The sequence below is a fragment of the Stenotrophomonas sp. ISL-67 genome (assembly GCF_018612915.1).
GTDB lineage: Bacteria > Pseudomonadota > Gammaproteobacteria > Xanthomonadales > Xanthomonadaceae > Stenotrophomonas.
In genome coordinates, this window is sequence record NZ_JAGGRL010000014.1 from 1 (window position 1) to 16,552 (window position 16,552).

Annotated in this window: 12 protein-coding genes and 1 tRNA gene; all 13 read left to right on the forward strand. The window is 63.3% G+C overall.

Going from position 1 to position 16,552, the window contains the following annotated elements:
- The first annotated feature begins 167 nt into the window (after positions 1-167).
- Positions 168-243, forward strand: a tRNA-Trp gene (locus tag J7J08_RS13235).
- 44 nt (positions 244-287) lie between these two features.
- Positions 288-692 (forward strand): preprotein translocase subunit SecE, encoded by a 405-nt coding sequence (secE, locus tag J7J08_RS13240; RefSeq protein ID WP_214906404.1) that lies wholly within the window; start codon positions 288-290, stop codon positions 690-692.
- Between the two features lie 10 nt (positions 693-702).
- On the forward strand, positions 703-1,263 hold the full coding sequence (gene nusG, locus J7J08_RS13245; RefSeq protein WP_214906407.1) for a transcription termination/antitermination protein NusG: 561 nt from the start codon (positions 703-705) through the stop codon (positions 1,261-1,263).
- Positions 1,264-1,496: 233 nt separating this feature from the next.
- Complete coding sequence (rplK, locus tag J7J08_RS13250) at positions 1,497-1,925, forward strand: 50S ribosomal protein L11 (RefSeq protein ID WP_214906410.1); 429 nt, start codon at positions 1,497-1,499, stop codon at positions 1,923-1,925.
- 4 nt (positions 1,926-1,929) lie between these two features.
- On the forward strand, positions 1,930-2,628 hold the full coding sequence (rplA, locus tag J7J08_RS13255) for a 50S ribosomal protein L1 (protein WP_068849440.1): 699 nt from the start codon (positions 1,930-1,932) through the stop codon (positions 2,626-2,628).
- Positions 2,629-3,015: 387 nt separating this feature from the next.
- Positions 3,016-3,549 carry a 50S ribosomal protein L10 gene (gene rplJ, locus J7J08_RS13260; RefSeq protein ID WP_214906413.1) on the forward strand — a complete coding sequence of 178 codons (534 nt, stop codon included), beginning with the start codon at positions 3,016-3,018 and terminating at the stop codon, positions 3,547-3,549.
- A gap of 62 nt (positions 3,550-3,611) precedes the next feature.
- The gene (gene rplL / locus J7J08_RS13265; protein WP_214906416.1) at positions 3,612-3,980 is read left to right on the forward strand and encodes a 50S ribosomal protein L7/L12; all 369 of its coding nucleotides are present in this window, start codon (positions 3,612-3,614) and stop codon (positions 3,978-3,980) included.
- A 299-nt stretch (positions 3,981-4,279) separates the two neighbouring features.
- The gene (gene rpoB / locus J7J08_RS13270) at positions 4,280-8,434 is read left to right on the forward strand and encodes a DNA-directed RNA polymerase subunit beta (protein ID WP_214906419.1); all 4,155 of its coding nucleotides are present in this window, start codon (positions 4,280-4,282) and stop codon (positions 8,432-8,434) included.
- 89 nt (positions 8,435-8,523) lie between these two features.
- Positions 8,524-12,762 (forward strand): DNA-directed RNA polymerase subunit beta', encoded by a 4,239-nt coding sequence (rpoC, locus tag J7J08_RS13275; RefSeq protein WP_214906421.1) that lies wholly within the window; start codon positions 8,524-8,526, stop codon positions 12,760-12,762.
- A gap of 293 nt (positions 12,763-13,055) precedes the next feature.
- Positions 13,056-13,430: a 30S ribosomal protein S12 gene (gene rpsL, locus J7J08_RS13280; protein WP_025879344.1), complete on the forward strand. Its 375-nt coding sequence runs from the start codon at positions 13,056-13,058 to the stop codon at positions 13,428-13,430.
- 12 nt (positions 13,431-13,442) lie between these two features.
- Complete coding sequence (gene rpsG / locus J7J08_RS13285) at positions 13,443-13,910, forward strand: 30S ribosomal protein S7 (RefSeq protein WP_068849450.1); 468 nt, start codon at positions 13,443-13,445, stop codon at positions 13,908-13,910.
- A gap of 136 nt (positions 13,911-14,046) precedes the next feature.
- Positions 14,047-16,188 (forward strand): elongation factor G, encoded by a 2,142-nt coding sequence (gene fusA / locus J7J08_RS13290; RefSeq protein ID WP_214906423.1) that lies wholly within the window; start codon positions 14,047-14,049, stop codon positions 16,186-16,188.
- 52 nt (positions 16,189-16,240) lie between these two features.
- Positions 16,241-16,552: GTP-binding protein (locus tag J7J08_RS13295; protein WP_214904653.1), on the forward strand; the 312-nt coding region annotated here is incomplete at its 3' end.

The following is a 16,552-nucleotide window of genomic DNA, read 5'->3' on the forward strand; positions in this document are numbered from 1 at the left end:
GCGCTTCGCGATTCGTGAAGGCGGCCGTACCGTCGGCGCCGGCGTGGTCTCCAAGATCATCGCGTAATCTGCACTACCGGCGGCAGCACAGCGCTGCCGGTCTCGCGAACGGCGGGCCGGGAACCTCGGTCCGCCTTCGCCGTCTAAGGGAAGGCAGTTTTTTCAGTACGCCAGTAGCTCAATTGGCAGAGCAGCGGTCTCCAAAACCGCAGGTTGGGGGTTCGAGTCCCTCCTGGCGTGCCACTTCTCCCTTCCAGCGGCCATGCCGCCACAGCAGCCAGAGCCGGATGAACAGCAAGATCGAGCATTCCAAGGACACCTCCACCGGGGGTGACATCGTCAAATACGCCGCCGCAGTGCTCCTGGCACTTGCGGGTCTTTTTGCGTGGTTCTGGTTCGGCGCGCCCGAGCATGCGACCCAGAGTGCATGGTCTGGCCCCTTGCGCGGCCTCGGTGTCGCGGTCGGCCTGGTGGCCGGTTTTGGCGTGTTCATGCTGACCACCAAGGGTCGCGACACCCGTGAATTCCTTTCCGAATCCCGCTTCGAGCTGCGCAAGGTGGTCTGGCCGACGCGCCAGGAAGCCATCCGCATGACGTGGGTGGTGATGGTCGTGGTGATCATCCTCAGCCTGCTGCTCGGCGGCTTTGATTTCGTGATTCAGAAAGCGATCCAGTCGTTCCTGGGTCGATAAGGAGAAACCTGTGAAGCGTTGGTATGTCGTTCACGCCTATTCAGGCTTCGAAAAGACGGTGGCGCAGGCCCTGCGCGACCGCATCGTGCGCGACGAGAAGCAGGAGCTGTTCGGTGACTTGCTCGTCCCGACCGAAGAAGTGGTGGAAATGCGCGGCGGCCAGAAGCGTCGTTCCGAGCGCAAGTTCTTCCCCGGCTACGTCCTGGTGCAGATCGAGACCCACGAAGAAAACGGCATCCCGCGCATCGACAGCGAAAGCTGGCATCTGATCAAGGACACCTCCAAGGTGTTGGGCTTCATCGGCGGTACCGCTGATCGTCCGCTCCCGATCGCCGATCATGAGGCCGAGGCCATCCTGAACCGCGTTCAGGAAGGTGTCGAGAAGCCCCGTCCGAAGGTGCTGTTCGAGCCGGGCCAGATGGTCCGGGTCACCGAAGGTCCGTTCAACGACTTCAACGGCGTGGTGGAAGAGGTCAACTACGAGAAGAGCCGTCTGCGCGTCTCGGTGCTGATCTTCGGCCGCGCCACCCCGGTCGAGCTCGAGTTCGGCCAGGTCGAAAAGAGCGCTTGATCGCGGCGCTCGACCGGTAGCGCCGGCCGTTGGCCGGCGACATTGCCGTCTTCACGCATGTGAAGGCGGAACCTGATATAGTGCGCGGCTTCCTGCCAGGAAGCTGGCAAAAGCAATGGGCCGCCGCGAGGTGGCCTTCTGCATGAATCAAAAAACGCGACGCCGGGACGCGAGATTCCCGGTCCGATGGGGAGCCTGTGGTCGCAAGGCGCTAGCACCCGGAGAGTATTCACATGGCAAAGAAAGTAATTGGTTACATCAAGCTGCAGGTGAAGGCCGGTCAGGCCAACCCCTCGCCGCCGGTCGGTCCCGCGCTGGGTCAGCGTGGCCTGAACATCATGGAGTTCTGCAAGGCCTTCAATGCCGCCACGCAGAAGCTCGAGCCGGGTCTGCCGGTTCCGGTGATCATCACGGCCTATTCGGACCGTACGTTCACCTTCATCACCAAGAGCACCCCGGCCACCACGCTGCTGAAGAAGGCCGCTGGCATTTCTTCGGGCTCCAAGAAGCCGAACACCGACAAGGTGGGCAAGGTGACCCGCAAGCAGCTGGAAGAAATCGCCAAGGCGAAGGAAGCTGACCTGACGGCCGCCGACCTGGACGCCGCCGTGCGTACGATCGCTGGTTCTGCCCGTTCCATGGGCCTTGTGGTAGAGGGTTAAGAAGATGGCACAGACCAAGCGTGAGAAGGCCATCCAGGCCGCCGTCGTCCCGGGCAAGGCGTATGCCTTCGAGGACGCAATCAAGATCCTGAAGACCGCCACCAAGGCCAAGTTCGTCGAGTCCTTCGACGTCGCCGTGCGCCTGGGCGTGGACGCCAAGAAGTCCGACCAGCAGGTGCGCGGTTCGACCGTGCTGCCGGCCGGTACCGGCAAGAGCGTGCGCGTTGCCGTGTTCGCCCCGGCCGGCGCCAAGGCTGACGAAGCCCTGGCCGCTGGCGCCGAAGCCGTCGGCATGGACGACCTGGCCGAAAAGATGCAGGCCGGCGATCTGAACTACGACGTCGTCATCGCCACCCCGGACGCCATGCGCGTCGTGGGTAAGCTGGGCACCGTGCTCGGCCCGCGCGGCCTGATGCCGAACCCGAAGGTCGGCACCGTGTCGGCCAACCCGGGCGAAGCCGTCAAGAACGCCAAGTCGGGTCAGGTGCGTTACCGCACCGACAAGGCCGGCATCATCCACTGCACCATCGGCAAGGCCGACTTCGCCGAAGACGCGCTGAAGTCGAACCTGCAGGCGCTGCTGCTGGACCTGATCAAGGCCAAGCCGGCCACCTCGAAGGGCACCTACCTGCAGAAGGTTTCGGTCAGCTCGACGATGGGCCCGGGCGTCACCGTCGACCAGTCGTCGCTGACCCTGAAGTAATCGTTTCAAGCGGGTGCGCGGTTTCGGCCGTGCACCCGTGACATTTGAAGGCAATCCGAGCGGGCCTGTCCCGTGACGATAGCCGTCAAAGACCGCAGGCGCGGTCGTTGCACACCGGCGACGGGCAGGGATGCTCGCATTGGCAGGGAGTCGCCGCCGGCGCAGTACCGACCGCTTAATCGATTCCTTCGGGAATCACCCTGCGTAGATGGTGCCCTTCTGGAGTTTTTCTGGTTTACGCACGTCTGGGTTCACCCAGGTTGGCCATCCAGGTCTAGAACGGCCCACCCTTGGAACATCGTCCCGATGTTCCCGGCCTCCAGGAAGGATGCTGCCCAGGACCGCAAACGGCAGGAGCCGTAAGCGGAGTTCAATTGGAGGAGTGCAATGGCTCTCAATCTGTCCCAGAAGCAAGAAGTAGTCGCCGAGGTTGCGGACGTCGCTGCCAAGGCTCACTCCTTGATCGCAGCCCATTACGCTGGCACCACGGTCTCCCAGATGACCGCGATGCGCAAGCAGGCCCGCGAAACCGGCGTTTTCTTGAAGGTTGTCAAGAACACGCTGGCCGAGCGCGCCGTCAAGGGCACCGAGTTTGAATGTGCAACGGACAAGTTCACCGGTCCGATGCTGTTCGCGTTCTCGCTCGAGGAGCCCGGCGCAGCCGGTCGCCTGATCAAGGAAGCTGCCAAGAACAACGCCAAGCTGCTTCCGCAGGTCGTTGCCATCGGTGGCGCAGTGTTCCCGGCAAGCCACGTCGACGTGCTGGCATCGCTGCCGACCCGCGATCAGGCCCTGGCCATGCTGGCCCGCGTCCTGACCGAGCCGGTCACGATGTTCGCCCGCGCCATCAAGGCCATCGGCGACAAGCAGAACGGTGGCGAAACCGCCGACGCTGCCGAGCCGGTTGCCGAAACCGCCTGAGTCGCTGTTTACGTGGTTCCTGACGGAACCTGAACCCAGAAAATTATCCAAAGGTAATCAAAATGTCCCTTACCAACGAACAGATCGTCGACGCCATCGCCGAGAAGTCCCTGATGGAAGTGATGGAGCTGGTCAAGGCCATCGAAGAGAAGTTCGGCGTTTCCGCCGCTGCTCCGGTCGCCGTGGCTGCTGCCGCTGGCCCGGCCGTCGCTGCTGAAGAGCAGACCGAATTCGACGTCATCCTGAAGTCGGCCGGCGACAAGAAGGTCGAAGTCATCAAGGCCGTCCGTGCCATCACCGGCCTGGGCCTGAAGGAAGCCAAGGACCTGGCGGAAGCTGGCGGCGTGATCAAGGAAGCCGCTTCGAAGGACGACGCTGCCAAGTTCAAGAAGGACCTGGAAGCTGCTGGCGCGACTGTCGAAGTCAAGTAAGCAGCTCCTTGCCTCGCCATCGAATCACGGCGATGCAGCCAAGGCTGGGGGCGTAAGCCCCCGGCCTTTGGTCGTTGTTGCGCTTGGGCCGAATGTTTGACCGGTCCATGCCAATTCGACTGGTAGCCCCGGCCGTTGGCCGGATGCTTTACCGGCCCCAGGCCGGCGAGTTGGCAGTTGGAAGTAGCGGGAGAAGGCGTGCTGGTGCCGGCAATACCAGCGACTTCCAACTGACAATTTTCATGTTCCCTTCGGGCCGCGCCTTCATGGCGGGGCCCGCACAGCCAAGGTGAGACCCCATGACGTCATATTCGTTCACCGAAAAAAAGCGTATCCGCAAGGATTTCGGCAAGCAGCGCTCGATCCTCGAAGTGCCGTTCCTGCTCGCCATCCAGGTGGATTCCTACCGCGAATTCCTGCAGGAAAACGTGGATCCGGCCAAGCGCCGTGATCTCGGCCTGCACGCGGCCCTGAAGTCGGTGTTCCCGATTGCCAGCTACAGCGGCAACGCTGCGCTGGAATACGTGGGCTACAAGCTGGGCGACCCGGTCTTCGACGAGCGCGAATGCCGCCAGCGTGGCATGAGCTATGGCGCGCCGCTGCGCGTGACCGTGCGCCTGGTGATCTACGACCGCGAATCGTCCACCAAGGCCATCAAGTACGTGAAGGAGCAGGAGGTCTACCTCGGCGAAATCCCGCTGATGACCGACAACGGCACCTTCATCGTCAACGGCACCGAGCGCGTCATCGTCTCGCAGCTGCACCGTTCGCCGGGCGTGTTCTTCGACCACGACCGTGGCAAGACCCACAGCTCGGGCAAGCTGCTGTACAGCGCCCGCATCATCCCGTACCGCGGCTCCTGGCTGGACTTCGAGTTCGACCCGAAGGACGCGCTGTTCACCCGTATCGACCGTCGCCGCAAGCTGCCGGTGTCGATCCTGCTGCGTGCGCTGGGCTACAGCAACGAAGAAATGCTGGCCGAGTTCTTCGAGATCAACACCTTCCACATCAATCCCGATGAGGGCGTGCAGCTCGAACTGGTCTCCGAGCGCCTGCGCGGCGAGACCCTGAACTTCGACCTGGCCGACGGCGACAAGGTCATCGTCGAAGCCGGCAAGCGCATCACCGCGCGCCACGTCAAGCAGCTGGAAGCCTCGGGCATTGCCGCCCTGGCCGTGCCGGACGATTACATCGTCGGCCGCATCCTGTCCCATGACGTGGTCGACGCCGGCACCGGCGAACTGCTGGCCCAGGCCAACGACGAAATCACCGACGAGCAGCTGCAGGCCTTCCGCAAGGCTGGCGTGGATGCCGTGGGCACCCTGTGGGTGAACGATCTGGATCGCGGCCCGTACCTGTCCAACACCCTGCGCATCGATCCGACCAAGACCCAGCTCGAAGCGCTGGTCGAAATCTACCGCATGATGCGTCCGGGCGAGCCGCCGACCAAGGACGCCGCGCAGAACCTGTTCCACAACCTGTTCTTCACCTTCGAGCGCTACGACCTGTCCACGGTTGGCCGCATGAAGTTCAACCGTCGTGTCGGCCGCAAGGCAGTCACCGGTGAAGCGGTGCTGTACGACCGCAAGTACTTCGGCGAGCGCAACGACGAAGAGTCCAAGCGCCTGGTCGCCGAGCATGGCGACAGCTCCGACATCCTGGAAGTGATCAAGGTCCTCACCGAGATCCGCAACGGTCGCGGTGTGGTCGATGACATCGATCACCTGGGCAACCGTCGCGTGCGTTCGGTCGGCGAAATGGCCGAGAACGTGTTCCGCGTGGGCCTGGTCCGCGTCGAGCGCGCGGTCAAGGAGCGCCTGTCGATGGCCGAATCCGAAGGCCTGACCCCGCAGGAGCTGATCAACGCCAAGCCGGTTGCCGCTGCCATCAAGGAGTTCTTCGGCTCCTCGCAGCTGTCCCAGTTCATGGATCAGAACAACCCGCTGTCGGAAGTCACCCACAAGCGTCGCGTCTCGGCCCTCGGCCCGGGCGGCCTGACCCGTGAGCGTGCCGGCTTCGAAGTGCGCGACGTGCACCCGACCCATTACGGCCGCGTCTGCACCATCGAAACCCCGGAAGGCCCGAACATCGGCCTGATCAACTCGCTGGCTGTCTACGCCCGCACCAACCAGTACGGTTTCCTCGAGACCCCGTACCGCAAGGTGCATGACGGCGTGGTCTCCGACGAGATCGAGTTCCTGTCGGCCATCGAAGAAAACGAGTACGTGATCGCCCAGGCCAACGCCCTGACCGACGCCAAGAACACGCTCACCGAGCAGTTCGTGCCGTGCCGCTTCCAGGGTGAGTCGCTGTTGAAGCCGCCGGCGGAAGTCCACTTCATGGACGTCTCGCCGATGCAGACCGTGTCGATCGCCGCCGCGCTGGTTCCGTTCCTGGAACACGATGACGCCAACCGTGCACTGATGGGCGCCAACATGCAGCGCCAGGCCGTGCCGACCCTGCGTGCGCAGAAGCCGCTGGTGGGTACCGGCATCGAACGCGCCGTGGCCCGCGACTCGGGCGTGACCGTGAACGCGCGTCGTGGCGGTGAGATCGTGCAGATCGACGCCGGCCGCATCGTGGTCAAGGTCAACGAAGTGGAGATCACCGACGCCAGCGATGCCGGCGTGGATATCTACAACCTGATCAAGTACACCCGCTCCAACCAGAACACCTGCATCAACCAGCGTCCGCTGGTGGAAGTGGGCGACGTGATCGCGCGCGGCGATGTGCTGGCCGACGGCCCGTCCACCGACATCGGTGAACTGGCCCTGGGCCAGAACATGCTGATCGCCTTCATGCCGTGGAACGGCTACAACTTCGAAGACTCCATCCTGCTCTCCGAGCGCGTGGTGGAAGAAGATCGTTACACCACGATCCACATCGAAGAACTGACCTGCGTCGCGCGTGACACCAAGCTGGGGCCGGAAGAAATCTCGGCCGACATCCCGAACGTGTCCGAGCAGGCGCTGAACCGCCTGGATGAGTCGGGCGTGGTGTACATCGGTGCCGAAGTGCGCGCCGGCGACATCATGGTCGGCAAGGTCACCCCGAAGGGCGAAAGCCAGCTGACCCCGGAAGAAAAGCTGCTCCGTGCGATCTTCGGCGAGAAGGCTTCGGACGTGAAGGACAGCTCGCTGCGCGTGCCGCCGGGCATGGACGGCACCGTCATCGACGTGCAGGTCTTCACCCGCGACGGCATCGAGAAGGACAAGCGTGCGCGCCAGATCGAGGAAAGCGAGATCAAGCGCGTCAAGAAGGACTTCGACGACCAGTTCCGCATCCTGGAAGGTGCCATCTACGCACGCCTGCGTTCGCAGATCGTGGGCAAGATCGCCAACGGCGGTGCCAACCTGAAGAAGGGCGACACCATCACCGACGCCTACCTGGACGGCCTGAAGAAGGCTGACTGGTTCGTGCTGCGCATGAAGGACGACGACGCCTCCGAAGCCATCGAACGCGCCCAGAAGCAGATCCAGGCGCACGAGAAGGAATTCGAGCGTCGCTTCGCCGACAAGCGCGGCAAGATCACCGCCGGCGACGACCTCGCCCCGGGCGTGCTGAAGATGGTCAAGGTGTTCCTGGCCGTGAAGCGCCGCATCCAGCCGGGCGACAAGATGGCAGGCCGCCACGGCAACAAGGGTGTGGTCTCCAACGTGGTGCCGGTCGAGGACATGCCGTACATGGCCTCGGGCGAGACCGTGGACATCGTGCTGAACCCGCTGGGCGTGCCCTCGCGCATGAACATCGGCCAGATCCTGGAAGTGCACCTGGGCTGGGCTGCCAAGGGCCTGGGCCGCAAGATCCAGGGCATGCTCGAGGCACAGGCCGCGATCAACGACCTGCGCAAGTTCCTGGACGACGTGTACAACCACGACAAGACCCAGCACGCCAACCACGTCGACCTGACCCAGTTCAGCGACGAGGAGCTGCTGCGCCTGGCCGGCAACCTGACCGACGGCGTGCCGATGGCCACCCCGGTGTTCGACGGTGCCACCGAAGCCGAAATCAAGCACATGCTTGCCCTGGCTGACCTGCCGCTCAGCGGCCAGACCCAGCTGTATGACGGTCGTACCGGCGAAGCATTCGATCGCCACACGACCGTGGGCTACATGCACTACCTGAAGCTGAACCACCTGGTCGACGACAAGATGCACGCCCGTTCGACCGGCCCGTACTCGCTCGTCACCCAGCAGCCGCTGGGCGGCAAGGCGCAGTTCGGTGGCCAGCGCTTCGGTGAAATGGAAGTCTGGGCGCTGGAAGCCTACGGCGCGGCCTACACCCTGCAGGAAATGCTGACGGTGAAGTCCGATGACGTGCAGGGCCGCAACCAGATGTACAAGAACATCGTCGACGGTGAGCACGAGATGGTCGCGGGCATGCCGGAATCCTTCAACGTGTTGGTGAAGGAAATCCGCTCGCTGGCCATCAACATGGAACTGGAAGACAACTGATCGCGCAGGCGCGGCTGCCCCGGCAGCCGCGCCGCCGGAAGTGAATCGACAGCCCCATCGACAAGATTTCCTCCTTTCGGAGAAACACCATGAAAGACCTGCTCAACCTCTTCAACCAGCAGCGCCAGACGCTGGACTTCGACGCGATCAAGATCGCGCTGGCTTCGCCCGACCTGATCCGTTCGTGGTCGTTCGGCGAAGTGAAGAAGCCGGAAACCATCAACTACCGTACCTTCAAGCCGGAGCGTGACGGCCTGTTCTGCGCCGCCATCTTCGGGCCGGTCAAGGACTACGAGTGCCTGTGCGGCAAGTACAAGCGCATGAAGCACCGCGGCGTGGTCTGCGAAAAGTGCGGCACCGAAGTGACCCTGGCCAAGGTGCGCCGCGAGCGCATGGGCCACATCGACCTGGCCTCGCCGGTCGCGCACATCTGGTTCCTCAAGTCGCTGCCGTCGCGCATCGGCCTGATGCTGGACATGACCCTGCGTGACATCGAGCGCGTGCTGTACTTCGAAGCCTACGTGGTGACCGAGCCGGGCCTGACCGCCCTGGAGCGCCGCCAGCTGCTGACCGAAGAACAGTACCTGCAGGCACGCCAGGAGCACGGCGACGACTTCGACGCCGCCATGGGCGCCGAGGCCGTGTACGAGCTGCTGCGCACCATCGACCTGCAGTCGGAAATGACCCGCCTGCGCGAAGAAATCGCCAGCACCGGTTCGGAAACCAAGCTCAAGCGCCTCACCAAGCGCATCAAGCTGGTCGAAGCCTTCCTGGAATCGGGCAACCGTCCGGAATGGATGGTCATGACCGTGCTGCCGGTGCTGCCGCCGGACCTGCGTCCGCTGGTGCCGCTGGATGGTGGCCGCTTCGCGACCTCCGACCTGAACGATCTGTACCGCCGCGTCATCAACCGCAACAACCGCCTGCGCCGCCTGCTCGAACTGAACGCGCCGGACATCATCGTGCGCAATGAAAAGCGCATGCTGCAGGAATCGGTCGATGCGCTGCTGGACAACGGCCGTCGTGGCCGTGCCATCACCGGCACCAACAAGCGCCCGCTGAAGTCGCTGGCCGACATGATCAAGGGCAAGCAGGGTCGCTTCCGCCAGAACCTGCTGGGCAAGCGCGTGGACTACTCGGGCCGTTCGGTCATCGTGGTCGGTCCGTACCTGCGCCTGCACCAGTGCGGCCTGCCGAAGAAGATGGCGCTCGAGCTGTTCAAGCCGTTCGTGTTCGCCAAGCTGCAGCGTCGTGGCCTGGCCACCACCATCAAGGCCGCCAAGAAGCTGGTCGAGCGCGAAGAAGCCGAAGTCTGGGACATCCTGGAAGAGGTCATCCGCGAACACCCGGTGATGCTGAACCGTGCGCCGACCCTGCACCGCCTGGGCATCCAGGCGTTCGAGCCGGTGCTGATCGAAGGCAAGGCCATCCAGCTGCACCCGCTGGTCTGCACCGCGTTCAACGCCGACTTCGACGGTGACCAGATGGCCGTCCACGTGCCGCTCTCGCTGGAAGCCCAGCTGGAAGCGCGTGCGCTGATGATGTCCACCAACAACATCCTGTCGCCGGCCAACGGCGAGCCGATCATCGTGCCGTCGCAGGACGTGGTGCTGGGTCTGTACTACATGACCCGCGCCCTGGAAAACAAGAAGGGCGAGGGCATGGCCTTCGCCAACATCGCTGAAGTCAAGCGCGCCTACGACAACCGCGTGGTGGAACTGCACGCCAAGGTCAAGGTCCGCATCACTGAAGTGGTGACCGACGAAAACGGCGACAAGCAGAAGAAGGCCTCGATCGTGGACACCACGATCGGTCGCGCCCTGCTGGCCGAAATCCTGCCGGAAGGCCTGCCGTTCGCGCTGGCCAACACCGAGCTGACCAAGAAGAACATCAGCCGCCTGATCAACTCCAGCTACCGCCAGCTGGGCTTGAAGGACACGGTCGTGTTCGCCGACAAGCTGATGTACACCGGCTTCGCCTACGCAACCCGTGCCGGCGTGTCGATCGGTATCGACGACATGCTGATCCCGGACGAGAAGCGCGGCATCCTCACCGAGGCCGAAGCCGAAGTGCTGGAAATCCAGGAGCAGTACCAGTCGGGCCTGGTCACCGCCGGCGAGCGCTACAACAAGGTGGTCGACATCTGGTCGCGTACCAATGAACGCATCGCCAAGGCGATGATGGACACCATTGGTACCGAAAAGGTGGTCAACGCCAAGGGCGAAACCATCGACCAGAAGTCGATGAACTCGCTGTACATCATGGCCGACTCCGGTGCGCGTGGTTCGCAGGCGCAGATCCGCCAGCTGGCCGGCATGCGCGGCCTGATGGCCCGCCCGGATGGCTCGATCATCGAAACGCCCATCAAGGCGAACTTCCGTGAAGGCCTGAATGTGCAGGAGTACTTCAACTCCACCCACGGTGCCCGTAAGGGTCTGGCCGATACCGCGCTGAAGACCGCCAACTCGGGTTACCTGACCCGTCGTCTGGTCGACGTGGCGCAGGACGTGGTCATCACCGAAGTGGATTGCGGTACCACCGAAGGCCTGACCATGACCCCGATCGTGGAAGGCGGCGACGTCGTGGAGCCGTTGAAGGACCGCGTGCTGGGTCGTGTCGTGGCCGAGGACGTGTTCCTGCCGGGCAACGACGAAGATCCGATCGTGACCCGCAACACCCTGCTCGACGAAGCCTGGGTCGCCAAGCTGGAAGATGCCGGTGTGCAGAGCATCAAGGTGCGCTCCACGATCAGCTGCGAATCGGCGTTCGGCGTGTGCGGCCACTGCTACGGCCGCGACCTGGCCCGTGGCCACCTGGTCAACATCGGTGAAGCGGTCGGCGTCATCGCCGCCCAGTCGATCGGTGAGCCGGGTACCCAGCTGACCATGCGTACGTTCCACATCGGTGGTGCGGCATCGCGTGCGGCAGCGGTGGACAACATCACGGTCAAGACCACCGGTTCGGTGAAGTTCAACAACCTCAAGTCCGTCGAACACGCCAGCGGTTCGCTGGTGGCGGTGTCGCGCTCGGGTGAAATCTCGGTGCTCGATGCCCACGGTCGTGAGCGCGAGCGTTACAAGCTGCCGTACGGCTCGATGATCGCGTCCAAGGACGGCGATGCAGTGAAGGCGGGCCAGACCGTGGCCAACTGGGATCCGCATAACCACCCGATCGTGTCCGAAGTGGCCGGTTTCATCCGCTTCATCGACTTCATCGACGGCGTCACCGTCATCGAGAAGACCGACGAACTCACCGGCCTGGCGTCGCGCGAAATCACCGACCCGAAGCGTCGTGGCTCGCAGGCCAAGGAGCTGCGCCCGATCGTGCGCATCGTGGATGCCAAGGGCAATGACCTGACCATCCCGAACACCGACCTGCCGGCCCAGTACCTGCTGCCGCCGCGTTCCATCGTCAACCTGCAGGACGGCGCCGCCGTCGGCGTGGGCGACGTGGTCGCCAAGATCCCGCAGGAAGCATCCAAGACCCGCGACATCACCGGTGGTCTGCCGCGCGTGGCCGATCTGTTCGAAGCGCGCAAGCCCAAGGATCCGGCGATCCTGGCCGAGCGTTCGGGCATCATCAGCTTCGGCAAGGACACCAAGGGCAAGCAGCGCCTGATCATCAAGGACACCGATGGTTCGGAACACGAAGAGCTGATCCCGAAGTACCGCCAGGTGATCGTGTTCGAAGGCGAGCACGTGACCAAGGGCGAAACCATCGTGGACGGCGAGCCGAGCCCGCAGGACATCCTGCGCCTGCTGGGTGTCGAACCGCTGGCTGCCTACCTGGTCAAGGAAATCCAGGACGTGTACCGCCTGCAGGGCGTGAAGATCAACGACAAGCACATTGAAGTGATCACCCGCCAGATGCTGCGCAAGGTCGAGATCACCGACCAGGGCAGCAGCAAGTTCCTGAATGGCGAGCAGGCCGAGCGCCAGCGCGTCATCGAGGAAAATGCACGCCTGACCACCCGCAACGAGCTGATCGCCCGTTTCGACCCGGTCCTGCTGGGCATCACCAAGGCGTCGCTGGCCACCGAATCGTTCATTTCGGCGGCCTCGTTCCAGGAAACCACCCGCGTGCTGACCGAAGCTGCCGTCCGCGGCACCAAGGACAACCTGCGTGGCCTGAAGGAAAACGTCATCGTCGGCCGCCTGATCCCGGCCGGTACCGGCTTGTCCTACCACGCCAACCGTCGTCGCAACGCCTCCGGGCTGACCGAGTCGGAACTGCAGACGCTGTCCGGTTCGCCGGTCGTGGCTGAAGCGGCGCCGGTGGCGGTGGCGGTGGCGGAATCGACCGAAGCCGAAGCGGCCTCGGACGAATGATGAAACCGGGCCCGGCATGCCGGGCCCACGTCGGTGGCATTCCCGCCACCGATGAGGTAGGATGCCGGCCGGTCCGCGAAAGGGGGCTGGTTTGACAACCTGAACGGGGGGCATGGAAAAGGCTCCCCTGTAACGGCCCGGGATCAGGGCTGGCTTGGCGCGTGCGCGGTTGACTGCGTTTTCGCCGGGTTGCTACAATCGTCTGTCTCAGCAGGCTGGATTCCTTCGGCCTGCTCGCACATATCCGCATTCATGGCCTGTTTTCATCGGGCCTCTCTCAGAAGAACTTACTGATGGCGACGATCAATCAGCTTGTCCGCAAGCCGCGGCAGGCAACCACTTACAAGAGCGCCTCTCCGGCTCTTGAAAAGTGCCCCCAGCGACGTGGCGTCTGCACGCGCGTGTACACCACCACCCCGAAGAAGCCGAACTCGGCGCTCCGCAAGGTTGCCAAGGTCCGCCTGACCAACCAGGAAGAGGTCATCAGCTACATCGGTGGCGAAGGCCACAACCTGCAGGAGCACTCCGTGGTCCTCATCCGCGGCGGTCGCGTCAAGGACCTGCCGGGTGTGCGTTACCACACCGTGCGTGGCTCGCTGGACGCCTCGGGCGTTGCCAAGCGTCGCCAGGGCCGTTCCAAGTACGGCGCCAAGCGTCCGAAGAGCTAAGGGAAAGTACACATGTCACGTAAAGGTAATACGCCGCAGCGCTCTGTCCTGCCGGATCCGAAGCACGGAAGTGAAACCATCGCGCGCTTCATCAACATGGTGATGCTGAGCGGCAAGAAGTCGGTCGCTGAAAAGATCGTCTATGGCGCCATGGATGTGATCAGCGAAAAGAACCCGAACTCCATCGAGCTGGTGCAGAAGGCTCTGGACAACGTGGCTCCGTCGGTCGAAGTGAAGTCCCGCCGTGTCGGTGGTGCGACCTACCAGGTGCCGGTGGAAGTGCGTTCGTCGCGCAAGATGGCCCTGGCCATGCGCTGGCTGATCGACTCCGCCCGCAAGCGTGGTGAGAACACCATGCCGAAGAAGCTGGCTGCAGAGCTGCTGGATGCCTCGGAAAACCGTGGTGGCGCCATCAAGAAGCGCGAAGAAACCCACCGCATGGCCGAAGCCAACAAGGCATTCGCCCACTACCGCTGGTGAGTTTGACGGCCTTGTAAAGCAGGCATGGCAGCACCATCAAGGTGCTGCCTCGCGGCCCCAGAAGGGCTGCGCCAATCCGAAGGCCGCCGAAAGGCGGCGTTCGGCCATCCGAATTCCAAGAAATTGAGAGGCTCCCGTGGCCCGCACCACTCCCATCGAGCGTTACCGCAACTTCGGCATCATGGCCCACATCGATGCCGGCAAGACCACCACGTCCGAGCGCATCCTGTTCTACACCGGCAAGAGCCACAAGATCGGTGAAGTGCACGACGGCGCCGCCACCATGGACTGGATGGAGCAGGAGCAGGAGCGTGGCATCACGATCCAGTCCGCTGCGACCACCGCGTTCTGGAAGGGCATGGACAAGTCCCTGCCGGAGCACCGCTTCAACATCATCGACACCCCCGGGCACGTCGACTTCACCATCGAAGTGGAGCGCTCGCTGCGCGTGCTCGACGGTGCGGTGTTCGTGCTGTGCGCCGTGGGTGGCGTGCAGCCGCAGTCCGAAACCGTGTGGCGCCAGGCCAACCGGTACAAGGTGCCGCGCATTGCGTTCGTCAACAAGATGGACCGCACCGGCGCCAACTTCACCAAGGTCGTTGGCCAGCTGAAGGCCAAGCTGGGCGCGACCGCCGTGCCGATGCAGCTGCCGATCGGCGCTGAAGAAGGCTTCAAGGGTGTCGTCGACCTGATCAAGATGAAGGCCATCCATTGGGATGAAGCCTCGCAGGGCATGAAGTTCGAGTACCTGGAGATCCCGACGGACATGCAGGCCGAGGCTGAAGAAGCCCGTACCTACATGATCGAAGCCGCGGCTGAAGCCAGCGAAGAGCTGATGGAAAAGTACCTGGGCGGCGAAGAGCTGACCGAGGCCGAGATCGTCGAAGCCCTGCGCGTGCGCACCCTGGCTACCGACATCGTGCCGATGTACTGCGGTTCGGCGTTCAAGAACAAGGGCGTGCAGGCCATGCTGGACGGCGTGGTGCAGCTGCTGCCGTCGCCGATCGACGTGCCGGACGTGACCGGTACCGACGTCGACGACGAGTCGATCGCGCTGAGCCGCAAGTCCGACGACAAGGCGCCGTTCTCGGCGCTGGCCTTCAAGATCATCACCGACCCGTTCGTGGGCGCGCTGACCTTCTTCCGTGTCTACTCGGGCACGCTGAACGCTGGCGACCAGCTGCTGAACTCGGTGAAGGGCAAGAAGGAGCGCATCGGCCGCATCCTGCAGATGCACTCCAACGATCGCGAAGAGATCAAGGAAGTGCTGGCCGGTGACATCGCCGCGGCCGTGGGCCTGAAGGACACCACCACCGGTGACACCCTGTGCTCGCAGGAGCACCCGATCATCCTGGAGCGCATGGTATTCCCGGAGCCGGTCATCTCGATGGCCGTCGAACCGAAGACCAAGTCCGACCAGGAAAAGATGGGTCTGGCCCTCGGCCGCCTGGCCCAGGAAGATCCGTCGTTCCGCGTCAAGACCGACGAAGAATCCGGCCAGACCATCATCTCGGGCATGGGCGAGCTGCACCTGGACATCATCGTTGACCGCATGAAGCGCGAGTTCAACGTTGAAGCCAACGTCGGCAAGCCGCAGGTGGCCTACCGCGAAACGATCCAGCTGGCTGACGTCAAGTCGGACTACAAGCACGCCAAGCAGTCCGGTGGTAAGGGTCAGTACGGTCACGTCGTGATCGAGCTGTCGCCGATCACCGCTGAAGACCGTGCCGATCCCAAGATCGGTCCGAACATCAAGGACGATTTCCTGTTCGTCAACGACATCACCGGTGGCGTGATTCCGAAGGAATTCATCCCGTCGATCGAAAAGGGCCTGCGCGAAACCATCACCAGCGGTCCGCTGGCTGGCTTCCCGGTCGTGGACGTGAAGGTGAAGCTGGTGTTCGGCTCGTACCATGACGTCGACTCCTCGGAAATGGCGTTCAAGCTGGCTTCGTCGATGGCCTTCAAGCAGGGCTTCGCCAAGGCAAAGCCGGTCCTGCTGGAGCCGATCATGAAGGTCGAGATCGTGACCCCGGAGGATTACCAGGGTGACGTGATGGGCGACGTCAGCCGTCGTCGTGGCGTGCTGCAGGGTTCGAGCACCACCGGTGACGGTTCGGCCAGCATCATCAACGCGATGATCCCGCTGGGTGAAATGTTCGGTTACGCCACCTCGCTGCGTTCGCAGACCCAGGGTCGTGCGACGTTCACGATGGAATTCGACCACTACGAGCCGGCGCCGAACAACATCGCCGAAACCGTGATCAAGAAGGCCTGAGCGTAAGCTCGGGTTCTCATCTCCCTCTTTCTGATATCCAAGGTATACAACAATGGCAAAGGGTAAGTTCGAGCGCACCAAGCCGCACGTCAACGTCGGCACCATCGGTCACGTCGATCATGGCAAGACCACGCTGACTGCTGCGCTGACCAAGATCGGCGCAGAGCGCTTCGGTGGCGAATTCAAGGATTACTCCGCGATCGACGCGGCGCCGGAAGAGAAGGCGCGTGGCATCACGATCTCGACCGCACACGTCGAATACGAATCCGAAAACCGTCATTACGCCCACGTTGATTGCCCGGGCCATGCTGACTACGTCAAGAACATGATCACCGGTGCTGCCCAGATGGACGGCGCGATCCTG